Annotated in this window: 12 protein-coding genes, 2 tRNA genes and 3 rRNA genes; 14 read left to right on the forward strand and 3 right to left on the reverse strand. The window is 40.2% G+C overall.

Annotated features, from left to right (window positions below):
• Positions 1-3: 3 nt before the first annotated feature.
• From sov to NG809_RS12525, 11 genes are all read left to right on the forward strand, one after another.
• Entirely contained in the window at positions 4-7,077 is a 7,074-nt protein-coding gene (gene sov, locus NG809_RS12475) for a T9SS outer membrane translocon Sov/SprA (RefSeq protein ID WP_262151106.1), read from the forward strand.
• A gap of 329 nt (positions 7,078-7,406) precedes the next feature.
• Positions 7,407-7,784, forward strand: a complete 378-nt coding sequence (gene gcvH, locus NG809_RS12480) for a glycine cleavage system protein GcvH (RefSeq protein ID WP_262151108.1) — start codon at positions 7,407-7,409, stop codon at positions 7,782-7,784.
• 97 nt (positions 7,785-7,881) lie between these two features.
• Positions 7,882-8,133, forward strand: a complete 252-nt coding sequence (locus tag NG809_RS12485; protein WP_396124857.1) for a VanZ family protein — start codon at positions 7,882-7,884, stop codon at positions 8,131-8,133.
• 1,595 nt (positions 8,134-9,728) lie between these two features.
• Positions 9,729-11,245, forward strand: a 16S ribosomal RNA gene (locus NG809_RS12490).
• Positions 11,246-11,519: 274 nt separating this feature from the next.
• Positions 11,520-11,593, forward strand: a tRNA-Ile gene (locus tag NG809_RS12495).
• A 94-nt stretch (positions 11,594-11,687) separates the two neighbouring features.
• A tRNA-Ala gene (locus NG809_RS12500) sits at positions 11,688-11,764 on the forward strand.
• Positions 11,765-11,966: 202 nt separating this feature from the next.
• Positions 11,967-14,729: ribosomal RNA gene (locus NG809_RS12505) — 23S ribosomal RNA — on the forward strand.
• A 163-nt stretch (positions 14,730-14,892) separates the two neighbouring features.
• Positions 14,893-15,000: ribosomal RNA gene (rrf, locus tag NG809_RS12510) — 5S ribosomal RNA — on the forward strand.
• The 16S, 23S and 5S rRNA genes sit together here with 2 tRNA genes alongside, the layout of an rRNA operon.
• A 1,119-nt stretch (positions 15,001-16,119) precedes the next feature.
• A complete protein-coding gene (locus NG809_RS12515) occupies positions 16,120-16,296 on the forward strand; it encodes a hypothetical protein (protein WP_262151110.1) in 177 nt (58 codons plus the stop codon).
• Between the two features lie 270 nt (positions 16,297-16,566).
• Entirely contained in the window at positions 16,567-17,688 is a 1,122-nt protein-coding gene (locus tag NG809_RS12520) for a vWA domain-containing protein (RefSeq protein WP_262151112.1), read from the forward strand.
• Positions 17,689-17,744: 56 nt separating this feature from the next.
• Positions 17,745-19,184, forward strand: coding sequence for a sigma 54-interacting transcriptional regulator (locus NG809_RS12525; protein ID WP_262151113.1), 1,440 nt, complete (start codon positions 17,745-17,747; stop codon positions 19,182-19,184).
• A gap of 87 nt (positions 19,185-19,271) precedes the next feature.
• Here the strand turns inward: NG809_RS12525 and NG809_RS12530 are convergent, their stop codons facing one another.
• From NG809_RS12530 to NG809_RS12540, 3 genes are all read right to left on the reverse strand, one after another.
• Entirely contained in the window at positions 19,272-19,736 is a 465-nt protein-coding gene (locus NG809_RS12530) for a VanZ family protein (protein ID WP_262151116.1), read from the reverse strand.
• A gap of 250 nt (positions 19,737-19,986) precedes the next feature.
• Complete coding sequence (locus tag NG809_RS12535) at positions 19,987-20,652, reverse strand: hypothetical protein (RefSeq protein WP_262151117.1); 666 nt, start codon at positions 20,650-20,652, stop codon at positions 19,987-19,989.
• 145 nt (positions 20,653-20,797) lie between these two features.
• A complete protein-coding gene (locus tag NG809_RS12540) occupies positions 20,798-22,426 on the reverse strand; it encodes an acyl-CoA carboxylase subunit beta (protein WP_262151119.1) in 1,629 nt (542 codons plus the stop codon).
• 348 nt (positions 22,427-22,774) lie between these two features.
• On the opposite strand from NG809_RS12540, the gene NG809_RS12545 reads away from it, so the two are divergent.
• The 3 genes from NG809_RS12545 to NG809_RS12555 all read left to right on the forward strand — a co-directional run bounded on the left by NG809_RS12545 (position 22,775) and on the right by NG809_RS12555 (position 25,682).
• On the forward strand, positions 22,775-23,653 hold the full coding sequence (locus NG809_RS12545; RefSeq protein WP_262151122.1) for a DMT family transporter: 879 nt from the start codon (positions 22,775-22,777) through the stop codon (positions 23,651-23,653).
• Positions 23,654-23,665: 12 nt separating this feature from the next.
• Positions 23,666-24,748: a putative type IX sorting system protein PorV2 gene (locus NG809_RS12550; protein WP_262151125.1), complete on the forward strand. Its 1,083-nt coding sequence runs from the start codon at positions 23,666-23,668 to the stop codon at positions 24,746-24,748.
• A 178-nt stretch (positions 24,749-24,926) separates the two neighbouring features.
• On the forward strand, positions 24,927-25,682 hold the full coding sequence (locus tag NG809_RS12555) for a hypothetical protein (protein ID WP_262151127.1): 756 nt from the start codon (positions 24,927-24,929) through the stop codon (positions 25,680-25,682).
• The last annotated feature ends 39 nt before the right edge of the window (positions 25,683-25,721 follow it).

Here is a 25,721-nt window from a genome sequence, read left to right on the forward strand (position 1 = left end):
TTGGTGAAAAAGATTAGTTTTCTCAATATATTTTCGGTCTTATTTTTCCTGTTCGTTTCGGGCAGTGCATTTGCACAGCAGGAACCTACAGGATTTACCATTAAAAAAGACTGGCAGGTAGAAGATCCTACCTACTACGAAGCCTATTACGACATCAAAACCGGAATGTATTTCGTCTATCCTAAGGTAGGCAATACCATTACCGGGCCATACGTTGCAATGTCGCCTCAGGATTACAAAGAATTCATGGATGCCCAACAGGCAAAGGAATATTACAAAGACAAATCAAACCGATACAGTCTGATGTTCCGTAAAGATAAAGCGGAGGCAGAGAGATTAGGTTTAATTCCATCTTTAACCATCAACAACAGGCTTTTCGAAACGATGTTCGGAAGCAATAAAATTGAGATCATCCCTTCAGGATATGCTTCTTTTGACTTTGCCGGATTGTATCAGAAAATTGATAATCCTTTAATTTTACCTCAAAACAGAACGAGTTTTACTTTCGATATCGACCAGAGAATTCAGTTGGGATTAATTGGAAAAGTGGGTGAAAACCTTCAATTGAAAGCCAATTACGATACCCAAAGTGGTTTTGCATTCGAAAACAGGATGAATCTCGTGTGGCAATCCAAAGGAACCTGGAAGGATCTTCAGACCAAAGGCTTGAATGATGTCAACAAACCAAGTGCCGGAGGTGAAGATAAAATCATCAAAAGAATAGAATTCGGTAATGTCAATATGCCACTTTCCACCAGTCTGATTCGTGGTTCGGAATCGCTTTTTGGGATAAAATCGGAATTTCAGCTGGGTAAAACATTTGGAACAGTTGTGATGTCTCAGCAACAAGGTGAGGCAAGAAATATTGTTGTTCAGGGCGGCGGTGTGATGAATACGTTTAAAATAAACGCCATCGATTACGAAGACAATCAGCATTACTATATCGGTCATTACTTCCTTAATAATTATGATAATGCTCTATTAAATTATCCTCAGATCAACTCAAGAATCAACATTTCAAGAATGGAAGTCTGGGTTTTGGATCAGGGAAACTCAAATTTAGCTTATCAGAAAAGTATTGTAGGGATAAGAGATTTGGGAGATGGACCTTCCGGTTTGCCTGATAACAGCCAGAACAATATCTACAGTGCTGTAACTTCGCTAGGTGCCGGTATTAGAAATCCGGATCAGACTTACAGTACAGTTAATGGCCAGGTTCTTCCGAATTCTGCAGGTGGAACGGAAGCCTATACTGACGGCGAACAGTTTATCTACAACAGAAAAGCAAGAAGATTAACCACCAACGAATATTCATTTCATCCGCAGTTGGGATATATTTCATTAAATCAGAAATTAAATGACCAACAGCTTTTAGCCGTATCATATTCATACACTGTGAATGGTACCAATCAGGTGTATAAAGTCGGGGAATTCTCTGAGGAAAGTCCGGTTTTGATTACAAAATTATTAAAGCCAAATACTACCGTAAAAACTACATCTCCAATGTGGCAGCTGATGATGAAAAACATCTATGCCTTGGATGCGGGTCAAATTGAACAGGACGGATTTATATTAAATGTCCTTTACCGTGATCCAAAAACTGGTGGTAAAGTAAATTACTTGCCGGGAACAAATGTGGCAGACATTAATTTGTTAAAATTATTAAACTGGGACAGGCTCAACCTGAATGGCGATTTACAATCAAGCAGCGGTACTTTGGGTGACGGGATTTTCGATTTTGCAGAAGGAATCACGGTAAGAAAAGAGTTTGGAAAACTGATTTTCACCAAAGCGCAGCCTTTCGGTAGTCACATGCAGTCGGTTTTAGGAACAAATGATCCACAGTATGTATTTTCAGATCTGTATTCTCAGCAAAAGCAGGTGGCGAGTGCCAGCAATCTTGCCCAGCGATATACTTTGGAAGGGAGATATAAAGGAGCTCAGGGACAGGGAATATCTCTTGGTGCGGTAAACGTTCCGCAAGGTTCAGTAAAAGTTTCAGCGAACGGAGTTCAGTTGACAGAAGGTGTAGATTATACCGTAGATTATATGTTGGGATCGGTGACAATCATCAATGAAAATGTGAAACAATCAGGTCAGGCCATTAATATTTCACTTGAAAATCAACTTACTTTCAATACACAGCGAAAACGGTTTTTAGGCTTAAATTTAGAAAGAAGAGTCAGCGAAAACTTTATTTTTGGCGGAACGGTTGTCAATTATTCAGAATCTCCTCTTACTCAAAAGGTAAATTACGGTCAGGAAGCAGTGAACAACACGATGGCAGGTATCAACATGTTGTACAACAATCAGCTGCCGTTTTTGACGAGATTAACAGATAAAATCCCTGGAATTAATACTGAAGCTCCGTCAAATCTGAATTTCAGAATGGAAGGTGCTTATCTACTTCCGGGCATCAATAAAGGAACAAATGATCAGTCTTACATCGATGATTTTGAACAGACGACTTCAAAGATTTCTTTAAAAGAACCTACCGCATGGAGCTTGGCTTCAAAACCTGAAAAGAATCAGGGTAACCCACTTTTCAACGGTGCCGGAGCAAATAATGATATTACAAATGGTTACGGAAGAGGTTTACTTTCCTGGTACAACATCGACCCGAGATTCTGGGGCGTGGGTGGAAGACCTCCTGAAGGAATCACGGCACAGTCAGTTTCCAATCACGCTTCGAGAAGAGTTCAGTTTTCTGAGATTTTCAACAACAGAGACTTCGTAGCCGGTGAGCAGACATTTACAAATACTTTTGACGTGTCTTACTATCCAAACGAAAAAGGACCTTACAACGTCAACCCAAATACAGAAACTACTCAGCAGAGATGGGCGGGGATTATGCGTCCGATCAGTGTTTCCAACTTCATCAATTCCAATATTGAATATGTTGAATTCTGGATGATGGATCCGTATGCCGATAACAGACCTTTGAGTCAGCCGGGAGGTTCACCTAAACTGTTGCTACATTTAGGAAACGTTTCCGAAGATATTCTCAAAGATGGTTTGATGCAGTACGAAAACGGTCTTCCGGTACCATCGGCTCCGTCTACTACAACCAATTCAAACTGGGGTATTCAGCCAAAACAACCTCCGATTTTGTATGCCTTCTCTACTGAAGGTACAGACAGAACTGCTCAGGATTTAGGGTATGACGGTTTGAGTTCAGATCAGGAGGCGGCACGTTTCGGGAATACATTTGTGAACCCTGTTACCAATTTAGCTGACCCTGCGGTTGATGATTTTGTGTTTTATCTTTCTACAAGATTTACAGGAAATTTAGCTTCTTCACTGGTTCAGCGTTACAAATATTTCAGAGGACCGGAAGGAAACTCACAGAGCAATTCTCTAGAAGTAGCTTCTCAAACTCCGGATGCGGAAGATATCAACAGAGATTACAATTTAGATCAAAGTGAAAACTATAATGAATATGTTGTAAACCTTGATCAGGCAAGTTTAACTTTAGGCCAGAATAATATTGTTGATGTTAAAACGGTTCAGGCGACTTTCCAAAATGGTCAGACCGATGATGTGAAATGGTATCTCTTCAGAATTCCGGTTAATAAATTAGATGATCCCAATGCAGGTGGAAACAAAGATGAATCAATCTTAAATAATGTCCGCTTCGCAAGAATGCTTCTTACCGGCTTTGATAACGTGTCTACATTAAGATTTGGTACCATGGATTTGGTAAGGTCAGACTGGAGAAGATATCCTAAAAACATTGCTAAATTTACTGACGGAACTCCGCCTGTGACACCGGATCCAGCAACTAACGAGGGTTCTATTGTTGTCGATAATAATAATTTTGAAGTAGGTAGCGTAAATATTGAAGAAAATGCACTGAATCAGCCTCCATATGTATTGCCTCCGGGAATCGACAGACAGGTTTTAAGTGGAAATGCCGGTGCTCAGAGACAAAATGAATCTTCTTTGTATTTGAAAGCTGAAAATTTGCTGGCAAACGATGCAAAAGGTGTTTTCAAAAATACTGCAATAGATATGAGAAGATACAAGAAGTTGAGACTTTTTGTACATGCGCAGGATCCTACAAACAGAGATGTGAATATCGGACAGATCGATCCAAAGACAAAATTCTTCATCCGTTTCGGTAGTGATAATTCAGATAACTATTATGAGTATGAGTCATCATTAAAAATTACGCCGAGAACAGCGACAACTCCAATGGAAATCTGGCCTTTCGAGAATGAAGTAGATTTCAATATTCAGGATTTTGTAGATGCTAAAATAAGAAGAGACCGTAATTTTCCAACTGGTATTACCGAAAGAAGAGAAGATAATCAATTTGGGGATGCCAATAAAAAAATCTACATCAAGGGACGTCCTAGCTTAGGAAACATTACCACAATTATGGTAGGGATAAGAAACGCTCCGGACCGGGGAAGTTCTTCAATCACCAGAGTTCTTTGGGTAAACGAAATCCGTCTTTCTGAAATCGAAAATGATGGCGGTTACGCAGGAAATGCAAGTTTAAATTTCAACCTTGGAGATTTTGCAACTGTGAACACGAGCGCATCTTATTCATCAGTAGGTTTCGGAAATATAGATTCTAAACCTGCCGAAAGAAGTCAGGCGGCACAATCTGCATTCAGCATCAATACGGCTATCAACGCAGATAAATTCTTACCTGAAAAGACAGGAATTAAAATCCCTGTTAATTATTCCTATTCACAAACCATCGAAGATCCAAAGTATAATCCTCTGGATACCGATGTGGAATTCAGCAAAGCGGCCAATAAGGAAGAGCTTAAGAAAGTGGCACGTACTTACACGCAGCAGAGAAGTCTGGGTGTAGTTAACATGCATAAGGAAAGAGTAAATCCAGACAGAAAGCCTAAATTCTATGACGTGGAAAATATCTCGATAACTGCCGTTTACAACGACGATCACTACAGAGATATTTATACCAAGAAAAACTACAGACAGTATCTGAGAGGGTATGTAGATTACAACTATCAGTTTAAACCTTGGGTGGTTAAGCCGTTCAACAAGATGATCAGCGATACCGCAAAATCGTATAAATATCTGGAGTGGGTAAAAGAATTTAATTTTAATCCGATTCCTACAAGATTATCTTTCAGAACTGAAATTGACAGAAATTACAACGAACTTGAATTCAGAAATATCGAAGCAATCCTTAATGGAAACCCAGGAAATGATTTTGCAGCCATTAAAAACAGAAACTTCTATTTTGGCTGGCAGTACGGTTTAGGATTTAATTTTACCAAATCTTTAAAACTTGAGATCAATTCAGCAACCAGAACTTTGAATGATCATGTGGATGTAAATACAATGGATAATTCTTCCATTTTCGGAAACGTATTCCGTGCAGGACGACCGGTGTTGTACAGACACAATGTTCAGTTGAATTACAAATTGCCGTTCCAGTATCTTCCATACTTAGAATTTATAGATGCTGAGGTAGGTTACGGTTTCACATACAACTGGAATGCAAGATCTACTGCGCAGTTAGCCAGTCCGGACGGAAGTTTAGGATCAATAGGCCAGAATACCAACGTGATTCAGGCAAATGCAACGGCAGATCTTCCACGTTTCTTCGGTCAGTTCAGTTATTTTAAAAGAATTACCGAAACTTTAGGAAAAAGAAAAAGAGAGACAGATTCTCTTAATACTGCTTACACACAAGCCTGGGAGAAAAAAAGATATGCTTATAAAAAGTATAAGTATAAAAATAAATTAACGGCATTGCAGGGTGCAGCGTTTTTCCTGACCTCATTCAAACAGTTGGATGTAACTTATTCTGAAAATAATGGTACTGTACTTCCAGGTCTTATTTCTGCACCAAACTGGTACGGGGTGGGGCAGACATTGGGTGGTCCAACGGTAGGTTTCCTTCTTGGTTCGCAGGCAGATATCCGAAGAACGGTTATTGAAAACGGATGGGTGAGTACCTCAGATTTAATGGTAGATCCTTATGTCCGGATGTCTACAAGGGATCTCAGGGCAAATCTTCAGATGATGCCGCTTAACGATTTGAGGATAGATTTTAATGTTATTCAGACCTACAACAGAAACTTCTCTCAAACTGGTTTCAATTACAGAGACGGCTTTGGTAACGCCAATCCAAATCTAACTTTTGCAACAGACTTAATCAGTTATTCAAATTCTGTGAATACCGTTAAAACTTCTTTCCAGGATGGCATGGCGGTGTATGCAGCGATCAGACAGAACGCTCAGGCGATTTCGCAACAGATAGGAGGAACTCCGGGGGCAGACGGTTATGCTCCAGGATACAGTATTGCCAACGCGTACGTTTTAATTCCTGCATTCCGAGCAGCGGTAGAAGGAAAAGCACCAAAACAGATTGGCAACGCAAGAAAATCAGGACTTCCGTTCCCGAACTGGAGAATCACGTGGTCTGGATTGAAAAATATTCCGGTAATCAGCGGTCAGTTCACCAAGTTTGATATTCTTCACAGCTACAATGCAACCTATACAGCAACGGGAGTACAGTCGAGCATCGATTATTTCAATAATCCGGGAAGCTTCGATATTAATGGAGACCGCATCAATCCTTTCACATTCTCACAGGTAGGTTACGTAGAATCGTTCGCACCGCTTGTAGGAATAGACGTTACAATGAGAAACAATATGCAGTTTGGAATTCAGTACAACAGAAACAGAATGTTGTTGCTGGGTCTTGTAAACCATACCTTGACTGAAGATTCGAATACAGAATATGTAGTCCGTCTTGGTTACATCGTAAGAAATTTCAGATTAGGAAACGCAGGCGGCGGAGGCCGAAACAATAAAGGAGCAGATTTAAATATCAGAGGAGATATATCACTTCGGGACAGCCGCACCAGTATTATGAATATTTTATTGGATGATTCACAGGTAACCGGAGGGCAGCGCCTGATGAACATCAAATTATCTGCAGACTACAACGTTTCGCAAAATTTGAACCTTATGGTATTCTACGAGCAGATGACCTCAAAATATAAAATATCAACAGCCTTTCCACTTTCAACTGTAAGAGCAGGTCTCAGAGCCACCTTCACATTTGGAGACGCAGGAGGTTTCTAAAATAATTTAAATCATGCAAATCCCTTTCAAAAAAACTGAAAGGGATTTTTTTATCTTATACATTTATTAATTTGTATCGCCTGTATTTCCCCGCTAAGTGTAAGGTTCTGTTTATTCTGAAAACAATTAAAATATAAAATCCCTGCATGGCTTTACGTTAAATCAAATTTTAATAGAAATCATTATCTTACTTAACCTTAACCTCAAACCAAAATGCGAATCCCGTAACCCGCATCCCGAACCCCCAACCCAGTAACCCAACAAAAATGAAATTTTCTTTTGACCATTTACCAATTTTAAATTAAATTTGTCGGTATAAAAAAATAAAAATGAATACACCTGCAGAACTAAAGTACACCAAAGACCACGAATGGATCAGGATTGAAGGAAACGTTGCTACAATCGGAATTACAGATTTCGCACAGGGCGAGTTGGGCGACATCGTTTACGTAGACGTAGACACCGTAGACGAAGATCTTGACGGGGAAGCCGTTTTCGGAAGTGTAGAAGCAGTAAAAACAGTATCAGATCTTTTCCTTCCAATCGCTGGGAAAGTAATCGAGTTCAATGCTGAATTAGAAGACCAGCCGGAATTACTAAACACAGACCCATACGGAAACGGATGGATCATCAAACTCGAAATTGCCGAAGGCGCAGATCATTCAGAATTGCTCACTGCAGAAGAATATCAGGCTGTCATTGGATAATTTCAGAACAATATTTAATAAGATTTTGCCCATTTATTGGGCATTTCTTACTTTTATGCTCCTCAGGCCGGGCCAGGAAAACCATGAATATTGGTTCATGTTCAGCGGCATAGACAAAGTTTTGCACCTGAGCATCTTTGCGGCACTTGGATTTCTTTTCATTGCGTCCTTTCCAAAAATAAAATTCGGCTACTACATTCAGATCATACTCATTTACGCCTTCCTCACAGAAATCTTACAGGAAGAAATGCACCTCGGCCGCTCCATGGAAACCCTTGACATCGTCGCAGACACCATCGGCTGCCTTATCGGATATTATACATATAAATATATCGTAGGAAAATTCTAAAACCACACTTTCTCTCTCTCTCTCTCTCTCTCTCTCAACTCTCCAACCCTTCCACATAATTTTCAGGAGCCGGGAACCCGCTGTCCACTATATCTTTTTTGCGGCAGCCTCCATTTCATTCCGTCAGCCACAAAAAAGGATGCCGTTTCCATCGGGGCTAGTTACGATTTTGCTTCTTTAGAACGACTGTATTTTGATAAGTAATAAGCAATAAGTAATAACGTAATTTCAGTAATTTTACTTTTTTAAACTTTTTTACAATCCAATCACGCATCCACAACTTAAAACCACAATTTTAATCGCCCGTTTTCCAATACTTAAATTTCCATCAGCAGTAAAAAACAATCTCCCGTTATAATAATACCATATTGAACCATTCCTCTCCTCTGGAGGGGATGTCAAAAATCGCAGATTTTAGACTGGGGTGGTTACTCCCACGCAAAAATTACTCTTTTAAGAATCGAAGTATAACAACATCAAGTAAAACTCTCACCGCTGGTGCGGGCGTCCCACCCGTACCCACTTAGATAAAGACAGTTTCCCTAACCAGCACATTTTAGGAATGCCACTCGCTCGTTTTGGAGTTCCGCCCGTACCCACAAAAAAAATTACTGCAGCAAAAACTCTCTATTTTCAAAACCCAAACAACTCGTCACCTTCATTTCGCAGCCCGTAATCCATAACCCGCACCCCGAATCTCAAATCTCAAATCTCAAATCTCAAATCTTTTTGTCCGCTGTTGCGGGCGTCCCGCCCGTACCCACAGAAAATCACAGCCTTCCTGCCCGCCACCTGTCAGGAATACCATGTTTGTCAAAAATCCGTATATCAAAATCACACCTGCCGCCATTGCACTCCGTAGGAGTGTGATCTGCGTAGAAACAACATTCCAAAACCTTCGCACTCCATAGGAGTGCTATCAACAAAGACGCCCACAATAACCTCCCCGCCACAACATTGCCACACCCCGTACCCTGAAATCAATCATCCCTTCACTCTCCGGCTCTCCAATTCAACCACTAACCAACTCAACCACTAAAGCCCTCCAACCCCGCACCCCTAAAACTCCCATCTCCCAACTTCCATCTCCTATCTTCCATCTCCCATCTTCCCACAACTTTTCCCACACTTAACCAGCGTGTTGTGACATTATGTTAAATAAATATGAATAAAAGTTTGGTGGGGATATTAAAAGTTTCTACTTTTGCACCACTGAAAACGGAAGGAAGTAAGTAGCGCAGGAGGATAAAGATAAGAACAAAACTTCAGAAAAAATATCAGCTGAAAAATTTGCAAGAATAAAAAACAGTTGTATATTTGCAGACCCAATTATGGGGAAGCGCAGAAGTTAGAGATTGAGTGAAAAGGTAAGAAAATTAAGGTCGTCAAAAAACTTTAAAATTTCTTGAAAAAACATTTGGTCATGTTAAAATAACTTATTACTTTTGCACACGCAAATGCGGGGCGAAACTGACAGAAAAGTAGCCCGGTTAAAAAGCGGAAGAGAAGAGATCATTGAAGATACAATATAACAACCAAAAAATAAGGAAAAACTAAAGCGTAATTAAGAAACTTTGAGTGAGTCAGACAAACATACAATGGAGAGTTTGATCCTGGCTCAGGATGAACGCTAGCGGGAGGCCTAACACATGCAAGCCGAGCGGTATTTGTCTTTCGGGACAGAGAGAGCGGCGTACGGGTGCGGAACACGTGTGCAACCTGCCTTTATCAGGGAGATAGCCTTTCGAAAGGAAGATTAATATCCCATAATATATTAAGTGGCATCATTTAATATTGAAAGCTCCGGCGGATAGAGATGGGCACGCGCAAGATTAGATAGTTGGTGAGGTAACGGCTCACCAAGTCAGTGATCTTTAGGGGGCCTGAGAGGGTGATCCCCCACACTGGTACTGAGACACGGACCAGACTCCTACGGGAGGCAGCAGTGAGGAATATTGGACAATGGGTGAGAGCCTGATCCAGCCATCCCGCGTGAAGGACGACGGTTCTATGGATTGTAAACTTCTTTTATACTGGGATAAACCTACCCTCGTGAGGGTAGCTGAAGGTACAGTATGAATAAGCACCGGCTAACTCCGTGCCAGCAGCCGCGGTAATACGGAGGGTGCAAGCGTTATCCGGATTTATTGGGTTTAAAGGGTCCGTAGGCGGATCTGTAAGTCAGTGGTGAAATCTCACAGCTTAACTGTGAAACTGCCATTGATACTGCAGGTCTTGAGTAAAGTAGAAGTGGCTGGAATAAGTAGTGTAGCGGTGAAATGCATAGATATTACTTAGAACACCAATTGCGAAGGCAGGTCACTATGTTTTAACTGACGCTGATGGACGAAAGCGTGGGGAGCGAACAGGATTAGATACCCTGGTAGTCCACGCCGTAAACGATGCTAACTCGTTTTTGGGTTTTCGGATTCAGAGACTAAGCGAAAGTGATAAGTTAGCCACCTGGGGAGTACGTTCGCAAGAATGAAACTCAAAGGAATTGACGGGGGCCCGCACAAGCGGTGGATTATGTGGTTTAATTCGATGATACGCGAGGAACCTTACCAAGGCTTAAATGGGAATTGACAGGTTTGGAAACAGACTTTTCTTCGGACAATTTTCAAGGTGCTGCATGGTTGTCGTCAGCTCGTGCCGTGAGGTGTTAGGTTAAGTCCTGCAACGAGCGCAACCCCTGTCACTAGTTGCCATCATTCAGTTGGGGACTCTAGTGAGACTGCCTACGCAAGTAGAGAGGAAGGTGGGGATGACGTCAAATCATCACGGCCCTTACGCCTTGGGCCACACACGTAATACAATGGCCGGTACAGAGGGCAGCTACTTAGCGATAAGATGCGAATCTCGAAAGCCGGTCTCAGTTCGGATTGGAGTCTGCAACTCGACTCTATGAAGCTGGAATCGCTAGTAATCGCGCATCAGCCATGGCGCGGTGAATACGTTCCCGGGCCTTGTACACACCGCCCGTCAAGCCATGGAAGTCTGGGGTACCTGAAGTCGGTGACCGTAAAAGGAGCTGCCTAGGGTAAAACAGGTAACTAGGGCTAAGTCGTAACAAGGTAGCCGTACCGGAAGGTGCGGCTGGAACATCTCATTTTAGAGCGTCTTTCGACGTTAAACAAAAACAGTACGCAAGTACATTGTACTTATTTAAAGTTTTTTAGCTTTAGTTTTTTTATTTGGTTGGTATATATATGAATGATAAAAGATAATTGATCAGTGATAAAACATCATACATCAATCATCATTTATCACTTATAAAAAACATAAACCCACTAGAAATTAGTATAAGGGATAAGAGATTGGGAATGAAAATGAAATATGCGGTATGAAAATATCAATTATAACTCATTAATCATCACTCATAACAAAGTCTCGTAGCTCAGCTGGTTAGAGCGCTACACTGATAATGTAGAGGTCGGCAGTTCGAGCCTGCCCGAGACTACTAATTTAAGTGATTTGAAATTGAAGGTTTGAAATTTGAAATTCGTTAAGTCTGAATATCAAATCTCAAATATCAAATCTCAAATCAAACTAGAGGGGAATTAGCTCAGCTGGCTAGAGCGCCTGCCTTGCACGCAGGAGGTCAAGGGTTCGACTCCCTTATTCTCCACCATCACCGATGGTTTAATTTTAAAAAGCAGATAGAGCCAAAAACAATATTTTGCGAATTAGATCAGAAGTAGAGAAAAGATCATTGACATTAACGGTAAAGATATCACAAAGAGAAAACCGGGCGCGGAAAAGCGCTTGAGTTTACAAAAATATTATTGGCAGCAATGCTGATTAAAAAATACTGAACTAATCAACAAATTAGGAAAGAAATCGTTAAGGGCGTATGGCGGATGCCTAGGCTTTCAGAGGCGAAGAAGGACGTGGTAAGCTGCGAAAAGCTCGGGGGATTGGCACACACGAATTGATCCCGAGATGTCCGAATGGGGCAACCCGGCATGTTGAAGACATGTCACTCCGCAAGGAGAGCAAACCAGGAGAACTGAAACATCTAAGTACCCTGAGGAAAAGAAATCGAAGAGATTCCGTAAGTAGTGGCGAGCGAACGCGGATTAGCCCAAAAGCTTTTATATGTTTAATAGAATGTTCTGGAAAGAACAGCCAAAGAGGGTGATAGCCCCGTATATGAAAGGCATATTAAAGTGATAAATGAGTAGGGCGGGACACGTGAAATCCTGTCTGAATATGGGGGGACCATCCTCCAAGGCTAAATACTCCTGAAAGACCGATAGTGAACAAGTACTGTGAAGGAAAGGTGAAAAGCACTTCGAATAGAAGGGTGAAACAGAACCTGAAACCGTACGCCTACAAGCGGTCGGAGCCCACAAGTTGGGTGACGGCGTGCCTTTTGCATAATGAGCCTACGAGTTAATTTTACTAGCGAGGTTAAGCACTTCAGGTGCGGAGCCGGAGCGAAAGCGAGTCTGAACAGGGCGCATAGTTAGTAGGATTAGACGCGAAACCTTGTGATCTACCCATGGGCAGGTTGAAGCTTTGGTAACACAAAGTGGAGGACCGAACCGGTTGACGTTGAAAAGTCTTCGGATGACCTGTGGGTAGGGGTGAAAGGCCAATCAAACTGGGAGATAGCTCGTACTCTCCGAAATGCATTTAGGTGCAGCGTCGATTTACAGTTTATTAGAGGTAGAGCTACTGATTGGATGCGGGGGAGTCAAATCCTACCAATTCCTGACAAACTCCGAATGCTAATAAATGATGGTCGGCAGTGAGGGCATGGGTGCTAAGGTCCATGTCCGAGAGGGAAAGAACCCAGACCAACAGCTAAGGTCCCCAAATATATGTTAAGTTGAAGCAACGCGGTTGGACTGCATTGACAGCTAGGATGTTGGCTTGGAAGCAGCCATTCATTTAAAGAGTGCGTAACAGCTCACTAGTCGAGCGGTCCGGCATGGATAATAATCGGGCATAAACATATTACCGAAGCTATGGATTTACAGTCACGGGACTGTATCTGGTAGGAGAGCATTCTGTTTGCGCCGAAGCAGTACTGTGAGGTATTGTGGAGCGGACAGAAAAGAAAATGTAGGCATAAGTAACGATAAAGCGGGCGAGAAACCCGCTCACCGAAAGACTAAGGTTTCCTCAGCCATGCTAATCAGCTGAGGGTTAGTCGGGACCTAACGCGAACCCGAAAGGGGTAGTGGATGGACAATGGGTTAATATTCCCATACTTGCTCACACTAAAAAGGGGACGGAGTGCCGTACTTACTGGAGACTGACGGAATAGTCAAGACCTAGCCTTCGGGCGAAGTTGCTGTAGGGAAAGTGCTTCCAAGAAAAGCCGAAGTGAAGCAACCCGTACCATAAACCGACACAGGTAGTCGAGGAGAGAATCCTAAGGTGCTAGAGTGAATCATGGTTAAGGAACTAGGCAAAATAGTCTCGTAACTTCGGGAGAAGAGACGCCATCAGCAATGGTGGCCGCAGTAAAAAGGCCCAGGCGACTGTTTATCAAAAACACAGGACTCTGCAAAATCGAAAGATGCAGTATAGGGTCTGACACCTGCCCGGTGCTGGAAGGTTAAGGAAGGGCGTTAGCAGCAATGCGAAGCGTTTGACTGAAGCCCCAGTAAACGGCGGCCGTAACTATAACGGTCCTAAGGTAGCGAAATTCCTTGTCGGGTAAGTTCCGACCTGCACGAATGGTGTAACGATCTGGGCACTGTCTCAACCATGAGCTCTGTGAAATTGTAGTCTCGGTGAAGATGCCGAGTACCCGCAATGGGACGAAAAGACCCTGTGAACCTTTACTATAACTTCGTATTGACTTTGAGTAAGTAATGTGTAGGATAGGTGGGAGACTATGAAGCAGGCACGCCAGTGTTTGTGGAGTCAACGTTGAAATACCACCCTTTACTTACTTGGAGCCTAACTTCTTAATTGAAGGACACTGCGTGGTGGGTAGTTTGACTGGGGTGGTCGCCTCCAAAAGAGTAACGGAGGCTTTCAAAGGTACCCTCAGCACGCTTGGTAACCGTGCGTAGAGTGTAATGGCATAAGGGTGCTTGACTGTGAGACCTACAAGTCGATCAGGTGCGAAAGCAGGACATAGTGATCCGGTGGTTCCGTATGGAAGGGCCATCGCTCATAGGATAAAAGGTACTCCGGGGATAACAGGCTAGTCTCCCCCAAGAGCTCATATCGACGGGGAGGTTCGGCACCTCGATGTCGGCTCGTCACATCCTGGGGCTGGAGAAGGTCCCAAGGGTTGGGCTGTTCGCCCATTAAAGTGGCACGCGAGCTGGGTTCAGAACGTCGTGAGACAGTTCGGTCTCTATCTATTGCGGGCGTTAGATGTTTGAGAGGGCTTGAATCTAGTACGAGAGGACCGATTTGAACAAACCTCTGGTGTATCAGTTGTTCCGCCAGGAGCACCGCTGAGTAGCTACGTTTGGAAGAGATAAGCACTGAAAGCATATAAGTGCGAAACTCGCCTCAAGATGAGACATCTTTTAAGGGTCGTGGGAGATGACCACGTTGATAGGCTACAGGTGTAAAGCTGGTAACAGCATAGCCGAGTAGTACTAATTACCCGTAGATTTATAGCCTAATTGGCAGCGTTAATCCGCGCCGCTCAGGTTCTCTCTTTGTGAATGTTTTTATCGATAAAATTATGTAGAATGTATGAAAGTACAATGTACAGAGTAAAGCACAACGCTTACATACTTTATACATTATACCACAGTACATCCCTACGTTATATACAGCCTTTAGGGTGGTTTTAGCGGTGGGGCTCACCTGTTCCCATTCCGAACACAGAAGTTAAGCCCACCAGCGCCGATGGTACTGCGAAAGCGGGAGAGTAGGTCGCCGCCAGTTTTTTATTCAAATCCTCAATCATTTATTTGATTGGGGATTTTTTTGTTTTGATGCGGGGTGCCCGATGCGGGATGCGGGGTGTGAAATTCAAGATTTAAGATTCAATATTCAAGGTTCAAGGTTCAATATTCAAGGTTCAAGGTTCGGGATGCGAGATACGGGGTGCGGGATACAAAATTCAAAATTTAATATTCAAGATTCAAGATTCGAGGTACGTATTCAAAATTGAAGATACGGGATATAGCTGCTGGCAGGAATCAAAATCTTAGCTGGCAGATAATAAACCATTTACAGAAAGCTTTTACCGCGCTTTTGATTAAAAAAAATGATATATCTGTGGCGTCCAACACCCAATATCATTCATCATTTATCATTCATCAATCATCAGTGCGGGATGCGAAATTCAAAATTTAGAATTTATAATTCGGGATTTAATATTCAACATTGAAGATACGGGATATAGCTGCTGGCAGAAATCAAAATCTTAGCTGACAGACAATAAACCATCCACAGAAAGCCTTTAACGTGCTTTTGATTAAAAAAAATGATATGTCTGTGGCGTCCAACACCCAATATCATTCATCATTCATCAGTGCGGGATGCGAAATTGAAAATTTAGAATTTAAAATTCGGGATTTTATATTCAAAATTGAAGATACGGGATACGGCTGCTGCCAGGAATCAAAATCTTAGCTGGCAGACAATAAAACCATTCACAGAGAGCTTTTACCGTGCTTTTGATTAAAAAAAATGAATATCCTTAATTAGTAATAACCTAGTTTTTAAAAGTTTGATTGTCATTCCGATGGAATCTAAGCTGCTAAATTTTAATGTGTTGAGATTCCTACGGAATGACAAAGTTACTGCTGATCTTAGATTATAATCAAAAACGGACAATCGTAAAAAAAAATGATATATCTGTGGAGTCCAGCACCTAATATCATTCATCATTCATCATTCACCAATCATCAGTGCGGGATGCGGAATTCAAATTTAACATTTAAGATTCAAAATTGAAGATACACAATACGGCTGCTGCCAGGAATCAAAATCTTAGCTGGCAGACAATAAACCATTCACAGAAAGCTTTTACCGTGCTTTTGATTAAAAAAAAATGATATGTCTGTGGCGTCTATCATCAATCATCAATCATCAATCATCCATCATCCATCATCAATCATCCATCACCCATCATCAATCACCCATCACCCAGCACCCGACATCAATCATCCATCATCCATCATTACCCATTACCCATTACTCATTACTCATAGAACTTTTTCTTCTCAGCAATAAATATTCTTCCTAGCGCGCTTCCCTAGCCCTGATAAAAGCGGCATCCTTTTTTGTCTTGAAAGAATAGATAAATGACCGACAGGAGCCGACGACAAAAAAGATACAGCGGATAGCAGGAATAAGCTCCTGAGAAAAATTATAACCTTTCTTGCTGCCTAATTCTAACAATAGTATATCATTGCTTTTACAAGACCGTTAATTTCTATTAACAAATACTTAAATAGACTAAATCATTCGCAATGCTGATGCTGAATGTTGTAACTTTATCTTATGAAAGAAAGAATTGTAAGCGGTTTCAGATTTGGAAACTATACTGCACCTGAATCTTCGTTGTTTGACCGGCTGCTGGAAATCTTTACAGATCTGCTCACCCATACTTCAGGGGATTTTGACGAAGCCATAGACTGGCTCAGAATGCTGGATGACGAATATAAACTGACTACTCCCGATTACACCATCGAGGATTTTATTGAAGATCTTAAAAAGAAAGGTTACATCAGAGAAGAAATTCGTCCTGACGGTAGTGGAACCGGCATTGGTTTAAGTGCGAAAATGGAGCAGAACATCCGCAAGCAGGCGCTTAATCAGATTTTCGGAAACCTTGCGAAAAGTGGTACTGGAAATCACAAAACCAATAAAAGCGGAACAGGTGAAGACAGCACCGGAGAATTCAGAAATTATAATTTTGGTGATCCGGTAGAAAAGATATCTATTACCGAAAGTCTTAAAAATGCTCAGATTAATAACGGAATTGGAGATTTTCATCTGACTGAGGATGATCTGATTGTGGAAGACAGCATTCATCAGTCGCAGATGAGCACAGTGCTGATGATTGACATCAGTCACAGTATGATTCTATATGGTGAAGACCGAATTACTCCAGCCAAAAAAGTGGCTATGGCTCTTGCAGAACTCATAACAACAAGGTATCCGAAAGATACTTTGGATATTATTGTTTTCGGTGATGATGCGTGGCCGGTGAAAATTCAGGAGCTTCCATATCTGCAGGTCGGTCCGTATCATACCAATACGGTTGCGGGATTACAGTTGGCGATGGATATTCTCAGAAGAAAAAGAAATACCAATAAACAGATTTTCATGATCACAGACGGAAAGCCCAGCTGCATAAGAGAATCAGACGGAACTTATTATAAAAATTCATTTGGTCTGGATGAATATGTAGTTCAGAAATGCTACAACATGGCGGCTCAGGCGAGGCGTTTGCATATTCCGGTGACTACTTTTATGATCGCTCAGGATCCTTATTTGCAGCATTTTGTAAGTGAATTTACTGCAGCCAATCAGGGAAAAGCTTTTTATACTGGCCTGAATGGTTTGGGGCAGATGATTTTTGAAGATTATGAAACCAACAGAAAAAAGAGAATTCGTTAATTTTTTTTATGTGAATGAGCATTAAAAATATTCAATATTAAACAGATTTTAAAAAGATGACATCAAAACCGGAAATAAATACTTTAGGTGAATTAAAAGCATCAGGCTATACCGTAAAAAGTATCAAAAATGAATTAAGAGATAATTTAAAAAAGAAAATACTCAATAAAGAAAATGTTTTTGAAGGTATTTTCGGATATGAAAATACTGTGATTCCTCAACTGGAGCAGGCAATTTTAAGCAAACATAATATCAATCTTTTAGGTTTGAGAGGTCAGGCGAAAACCAGATTGGCGAGAATGATGACCAAACTTTTAGACGAATGGATTCCGTTCGTGGCAGGAAGTGAAATCAATGATGATCCCTTAAATCCGATCTCAAGATTTGCTAAAGAGTTAATTAAATCTGAAGGCGACAACACACCCATTGAATGGCTTCACCGCGATGAAAGATTTTTCGAAAAACTGGCTACGCCGGATGTTACAGTTGCAGATTTGATTGGTGATGTAGATCCTATTAAAGCTGCCAATTTAAAACTGTCTTATGCGGACGACCGAGTGATTCATTTCGGAATGATCCCCAGAGCCAACAGAAGTATTTTTGTGATCAACGAGCTTCCCGATCTTCAGGCAAGAATTCAGGTTTCTCTGTTTAATATTCTGCAGGAAGGCGATGTTCAGATCAGAGGATTTAAGGTGAGAATGCCTTTGGATATTCAGTTTGTATTTACGGCAAATCCTGAAGATTATACCAATAGAGGAAGTATCGTTACGCCTTTAAAAGACCGAATTGGTTCTCAGATTTTAACGCATTATCCTGAAAATATTCAGACGGCAAAAGAGATTACGAAATATGAATCTTCGCTTGATGACCGTCAGAATGAAACTGTCTACGTTCCTGAATTGGCTAAAGATCTGCTTGAACAGATTAATTTTGAAGCAAGGGAAAGCGAATATGTTGATGCTAAAAGTGGCGTAAGTGCGAGAATGAGCATCACGGCTTTCGAAAACTTATTGAGTACGGCTGAAAGAAGAGCTTTGATTACGGGTGATGAAAAAACATCTGTGCGATTGAGCGATTTTGTAGGAATTATTCCCGCCATTACCGGAAAAGTGGAATTGGTTTACGAAGGCGAACAGGAAGGTGCTGAAGCCATCGCTGAGTTACTGATCGACAACGCAGTCCGCACTTTATTTGGAGTACTGTTTCCGAAAATTGAGAAGCTGCAGAAAAAAGATGCTGCAACGCCTTATGACAGTATTATCGAATGGTTTTTGGATGATAAAGGTTTTCTTGAAATTACCGACAATTCATCGGACGAAAATTTCACAAAACAGCTTAATCTCATCACCCCTTTGGATGATTTAATTAATGAGTTCAGACCCGAAACAGATGAGAAAGACCATCTTTTCCTGAAAGAGTTCATACTTTGGGGCTTGGCAGTGAGCAAGAAACTGAATAAAGAAAGATTCAGAACGGGAGTTTTCTTCTCGTAAAATTTTTCTGATTTAACATAACAAAAAAGCTTGAGATATTACATTTCAAGCTTTTTTTATAGTAAAAAATAATTTTAAAGGTTATACTTAAGCCGTTTTAAGTGACTTTCTGTCTTCCAGAAGTTCGAAGTGAAACCTGATGTTGGCAATATTTTTCCACGTCGCGTATTTAAAAAGGATAAATCCTATACACATTCCTAACGTATTAAGAAATACATCATCAATGTCTGCAACACCTCTTCCGGAAATATACTGAATTGATTCAATTATGGTGATCACCACCAAAAAAAATCCTGTAATAGGTACCAGAGAGTTGAATCTTCTGACACATAATCCTAACCATCCAAAAGGGCTGAAAACAAAAACATTTCCTATAATATTGACTAAAAATGCTTCGCTGTCTACGTCATCTGTAAAAAAATGCTGGATTGTAATAAACGGTCGCATCTGTAAATACGATACCTCTGAAGCTTCTCTTCCCGAAGCAAAAAACATCATATAAAGTAAAAAAATTGTATAAAGGCTGATAAAAACCACAAAATATCTTCTCATAACTCAATCGCATCATATTAACTATTCTAAAAAGTGGTTATTAAGGGGTAATTATTAGCTAACAATAATCTTTCCTTTCTCTATCAAAACGCGATTTTTTATGATTCTTTAAAAACATTTAACATAATATATGAATTTCACTTGTCAAAAATTTCAGATTTGACTGATGAATACTGGCTTTTTTAATTTTATGCTGAACCTTTATTGCGACTTAACATAATTTATTTTTGACTAAACTTTGTGAAAGGGATTACTTATTTTTATTCTGAATCTGCTGATAACTTTCCTGAATGTATTTCCTCTGTTCAACCTTATCCACTTTTGGAAACCAGAATTTTTCACCGTACGTTCGGGTGATAACTGAAAAACAATTTAAAGATTTGTTGGTAATCTTCACGGAAACAGTATTAATGATGGCTGCAGGACTGTTGGGAAATTGTGGAATTTTTTCTTCAGATTCTTTGGTAGAACCGTCTGCATAGATAGCCTGCCAGTAATAAGAATATTTCTGCGACATCTTATTAGGGAAAAAAGACATGGTGGTATCATCAACTTTAACATCCTTAAAATCAGAAATTTCAATATCGCACTGTTTCTCTTTTACCTGCGAATGATTTTGAATCTCTAAATCTTTTTCGCAGTTCAGTTTGCCGTGAGCGGTTTCTACAGTAAGATTAATATTTGCAGTTCCAGCCTTCAGCGCTTTCAGTGTAATTTTTCCTTCACCGGAAGATTGTATGGAAAGGAATTCATCAGAAGATACGTTCCATCTGTAGCAGTCGATGCATTTTGCAGCGGTGTTGGACATGAGCTGAATACTGTCGCCAACTTTTACTGTGGATGCGCCCGTAATCTGGCATTGTGCCGGAAGCAGTAGACTCATCGACGTCAGAATTAAAATAAATATAGTTTTCATAAGTTTTCAGTTTAGTTTTCAGTTTAAAATTTAGGCAAAAAATGTTGGTGTGAGTTGAACAGCAAAAATCATACTCTTACAAAAAAGCACCAAAAAAAGCCTCACACAAAGGTAAGGCTTATTAACATAATTATTTTTCAGCAAATCAAACCTGAATTACTCCAAGATTGAATTTTTCTGTAATCGGGGAATGATCTGCCGCTTCAATTCCCATAGAAATCCATTTTCTGGTGTCGACAGGATTGATAATAGCATCCGTCCACAATCTTGAAGCCGCATAAGTTGCTTCAGTCTGTTTCTGATATTTTTTTGTAATAGAATCAAGAATTTCTTTGTGTTCTTCTTCTGTAATTTCTTTTCCCTGTTTTTTCAGAGTAGATTCCTGAATCTGTGCTAAAACTTTTGCGGCCTGAGAACCGCCCATCACTGCAAGATCTGCCCATGGCCAAGCCACAATTAATCTTGGGTCGTACGCTTTTCCGCACATTGCATAATTTCCTGCACCGTAAGAATTTCCTGTAATAATCGTGAATTTTGGAACTACGGAATTGGAAACCGCGTTCACCATTTTTGCTCCGTCTTTAATGATTCCGCCATGTTCCGATTTTGAACCGACCATAAATCCTGTTACGTCCTGTAAAAAGATCAAAGGAATTTTTCTCTGGTTGCAGTTCGCAATAAATCTTGTTGCTTTATCTGCAGAGTCTGAATAAATAACGCCTCCAAACTGCATTTCACCTTTACCGCTCTTTACCAGTTTTCTCTGGTTGGCAACGATTCCTACAGACCAGCCGTCGACTCTTGCAGTTGCACAGATGATGGTTTTTCCGTAGTCTGGTTTGTATTCTTCAAATTCAGAATTATCTACAATACATTTGATGATGTCTAAAGTATCGTATTGGTCTGCTCTCGAAACGGGCATAATTCCGAAAATATTCTCCGGTTTTTCTTTTGGTGGAGCACTTTCTATTCTGTCGAAACCTGCTTTGTCATAGCTTCCGACAGATTTCATAATGTTTTTAATTCTGTCTAAAGCATCTTTATCGTCTTTAGCTTTGTAATCGGTCACTCCCGAAATTGAGCAGTGCGTTGTTGCTCCGCCCAAAGTTTCGTTATCAATAGTTTCGCCAATAGCAGCTTTTACAAGATAGCTTCCTGCAAGGAAAATAGAACCTGTTTTGTCTACAATCATCGCTTCGTCGCTCATAATCGGCAGGTACGCACCACCGGCAACGCAGCTTCCCATCACTGCAGAAATCTGGATGATTCCGGCAGCACTCATTTTGGCATTATTTCTGAAAATCCTTCCAAACATCTCCTTATCAGGGAAAATCTCATCCTGCATCGGAAGGTAAACTCCTGCAGAATCTACCAGATAAATGATTGGAAGTCTGTTTTCCATGGCTATTTCCTGAGCTCTCAGGTTTTTCTTTCCTGTGATTGGAAACCATGCTCCGGCTTTCACAGAGGCATCATTGGCAACAACCAGACACTGTTTCCCCGAAACATAACCCATCATCACAACGACACCGCCACTTGGGCATCCGCCGTGCTCTTCGTACATTTCATATCCGGCAAAACCACCTATTTCTATTGAATCTGAATCTTTATCCAGAAGATATTCAATTCTTTCTCTGGCAGTCATTTTTCCTTCATCACGTAACTTCTGCAGTCGTTTTTCGCCGCCACCTTTTTTTATTTCTTTAAAAATCCTGTTGATTTCAGAAAGTTTGAGTTTATTTTGATCTTCTCTTTTATTGAATTCTAAATCCATTAAATTTTATTTTATTGCGTTTTTAAATATACTACTTTTAGATAAATGAGGTAAATAAGAATTTTTTAAGATTAAATATGTGGTATTCAGAAAATTATGATATTTTTAACTATGCATCGCTTTGATTTTGGCAATACTTTTGCTAATTTTACAGTAGAGATAAACGGGATCGTATCTCAGTTTACGCTCTAAGTTCCTAGTTTATTTTTTTAATAGTTTATTATTTGAAGGCCCTGAAAGTTTCATAGATTTTCAGGGTTTTTTTGTGGGATGAGTTTAGCAAAGTTTTTCCTCCGGATAGCGTATGTAATTTGTACTTTTGCTAAGTTTTAATTTGATCTCAAAAACATGAAGCAACAGGCGCTTTTCAGACTGCATTTTATCGTTTTTCTATGGGGTTTTACAGCGATTTTAGGAAAACTGATTACTTCGTCTGCTCCCGTGCTTGTTTTTTACAGAATGCTTTTTGCTGCCCTGTTTTTGTGCTTATATTTAAGAATATTTAAAAAGGAAAGCATTAAAATTTCCAGAAAACTCTTTTTTCAGCTTGCGGGAATTGGTTTTGCGATGGCGCTGCACTGGTACTGTTTCTTTTATTCCATTAAAGTTTCCAATGTTTCTATTGCTTTAAGCTGTCTGTCATTGTCTACATTATTTGCTTCTATCATGGAACCGGTTATTTTTAAAAGGAAAATCGATCTGACCGAAGTAATCATGGGAACGGTGATTGTCGCCTGTATTCTTTTAATTTTTAAAACTGAATTTCAATACAAGGAAGGGATTTTCTACGGAATTTTATGTGCGGTGTTCGGAACTATATTTTCGGTTTTTAATGGAAAAATGTTTGGAAAAACCAGCTCGGGAAACATTATTTTTTACGAAATTTTCTCAGGATGGTTTATTTTAATGGTCATTTATCTTTTCACAGGTCAATTTTTTACTTTAAATGAAATAAATTATCGCGATATTGCGTTAATAATCTTGCTGGCAAGCGGGTTCACGGCCTTTCCAATGCTTGAATCTGTAAAGCTGATGAAATATATTTCGCCTTTTACCCTAATTTTAACAGTAAATTTAGAACCAGTCTACGGAATTATATTAGCTTTTTTTATCTTTGGAGAATCAGAACACATGAGTTCAGTATTTTACGTGGCCTCACTGGTAATGATTTTAGCCATTGTAGTGAACGGTTTTATAAAAGCAAAAAAACAAAAACAACTCAAATAAGCATCAATTTATATGATGAAAAAATATTTTTTACTGGTTTTCTCATTGGCATTTGGGATTTCTCAGGCACAGATTGTAAGAAAATATTCCAACGAATTCCTTAATATCGGCGCAGGTGCGAGAGGTTTAGGGATGGGTGGAGCCGTAATTTCCAATCAGGACGACGTCTATTCACCGATGTGGAATCCCGCAGGACTTTTGGGTATTCAGAAAGACTGGCAGGGAGCAGCGATGCACGCAGAATATTTCGAATCGATAGCGAAATATGATTATTTAGCGTATGCTAAAGTTTTAGAAAACGGCGTTTTCGGAGTTTCAGTGGTAAGATTAGGGGTTGATAATATTTTAAACACAACTCAGTTAATCGACGCTGAAGGAAATATTGACTATGATAAAATCACGCAGTTTTCGCAGTCAGATTACGCGGGAATTTTATCCTATGCTTTCCGTCCGGGAGGAAGTGAAAATCTTGACGTCGGTGTGAATGCGAAAATCGTTTACAGAAATGTTGGAAAATTTGCCAGCGGATACGGTTTCGGGTTTGATGTGGGAGCGATTTACAAATTAGACAGCGGTTACAAAATCGGTGCGATGTTGAGGGATGCGACTACAACAGTTAACTTTTGGAATGTCAATCAAAACGAATTGTCAACAGTGGTGAATGGGGAAGAATTTAACCCTGCACCCACTGATAAAATGGAATTAACGATGCCTAAACTAAACATGGGTGTCAGCAAAAATTTTGCGATTAACAGTTCGATGTATGTTCTACCGGAAGCTGGAATCAATGTAGATTTTGCCAAGACAGCAGCTTTGCTTTCAACAGATTTTGCGAGTATTACACCTTATGCCGGAGCAGAATTTGGTTACCAGAAAATGATTTTCGTTCGTTTGGGGGTCAACAGATTCCAGTCGATTACAGATATCGAAGATTTGAGCAGAAAAGTTTCATTCCAGCCGAGTGCGGGTATCGGTATTCGCTACAGAGGTTTAACTTTAGATTATGCCATCAGCAACTCAGGAATCGGAGCGTCTAATTTTTATTCAAACTTTTTTTCTCTGAAGCTCGACATCGGAGAATTTAGAAATGATTAGTGGTGCTTTGGGAAAATTTCCCAATTCATTTTTAACAAATACTATTTAGGTTTTTAGAATATTTTTTCGTGAACTTTCAAGGGCGGAATTCTCTAAAAATTTAAAAAAATTACTCCCTTTAGAGTCGGGGAAAATAATTTTGAGAAATTGTAAGCAGACTCTTGTTTAAATTTAAATAATGAAAAAATTAGCCATCGCCTTTTCAATGCTGAGCTTTACTGCAATTTTTGCACAGAAGGTTTCAGATTATCAATATATAAGCCTTCCAGAAAAATTCGAAGGTTTTAAAGACAGTAATTATGGTTTGGATAAAGCCTTAATTAAATCTTTAAATACGAAAAAATACATTGTATTACCTGCAAACCGCAACGATTGGCCTGCAGCAGCCATGCAGAATTCATGTAATGTTCTTCTTGCGGAAGTAGAGAATGACAGCGGAATGCTTAGAAATAAAGTTATTGTAAAGTTTAAAGACTGCAACAACAAGGTAATTGCCACTCAAAAAGGAGCATCGTCTATCAAAGAATTTGAGGAAGGATTTCAGGATGCTCTGAAACAGGCGATGACAGCAGTTCCGGCTTCAAATCCAATTGAAAATCCCGCAGTTCAATCTCCGGCAGGAAATAACAGTGTGCCCGAAATGATGACGAAAGAAGTTGTTTCGGAAGTTTCAGGATCTGCTTCAGGAGCGGAAATGTATACCAATCAAGGTGTTAAATTCCAAAAAGTGAAGCTGAGTGCTGAACAGTTTATTTTAACAGACCAAAGCTCGTCTCCTTTCGCTACTTTCACAGCTACAACAAAAAAAGATGTTTACAGAGTTAAATTTAGAGACGGGCAATCAAGCATTGCCTATTTTGAAAATGGAAATCTTATTGTAGAAATGCCATTGTCTGGAGAAAGTTACCTGAAACAGGTTTTCAGTAAAAATTAAAAATATTGTCATTTAAAAAGCCCGATTCCGTAAAGAACC

Origin of the sequence: Chryseobacterium foetidum (assembly GCF_025457425.1) — a bacterium.
Lineage (GTDB): Bacteria > Bacteroidota > Bacteroidia > Flavobacteriales > Weeksellaceae > Chryseobacterium > Chryseobacterium foetidum.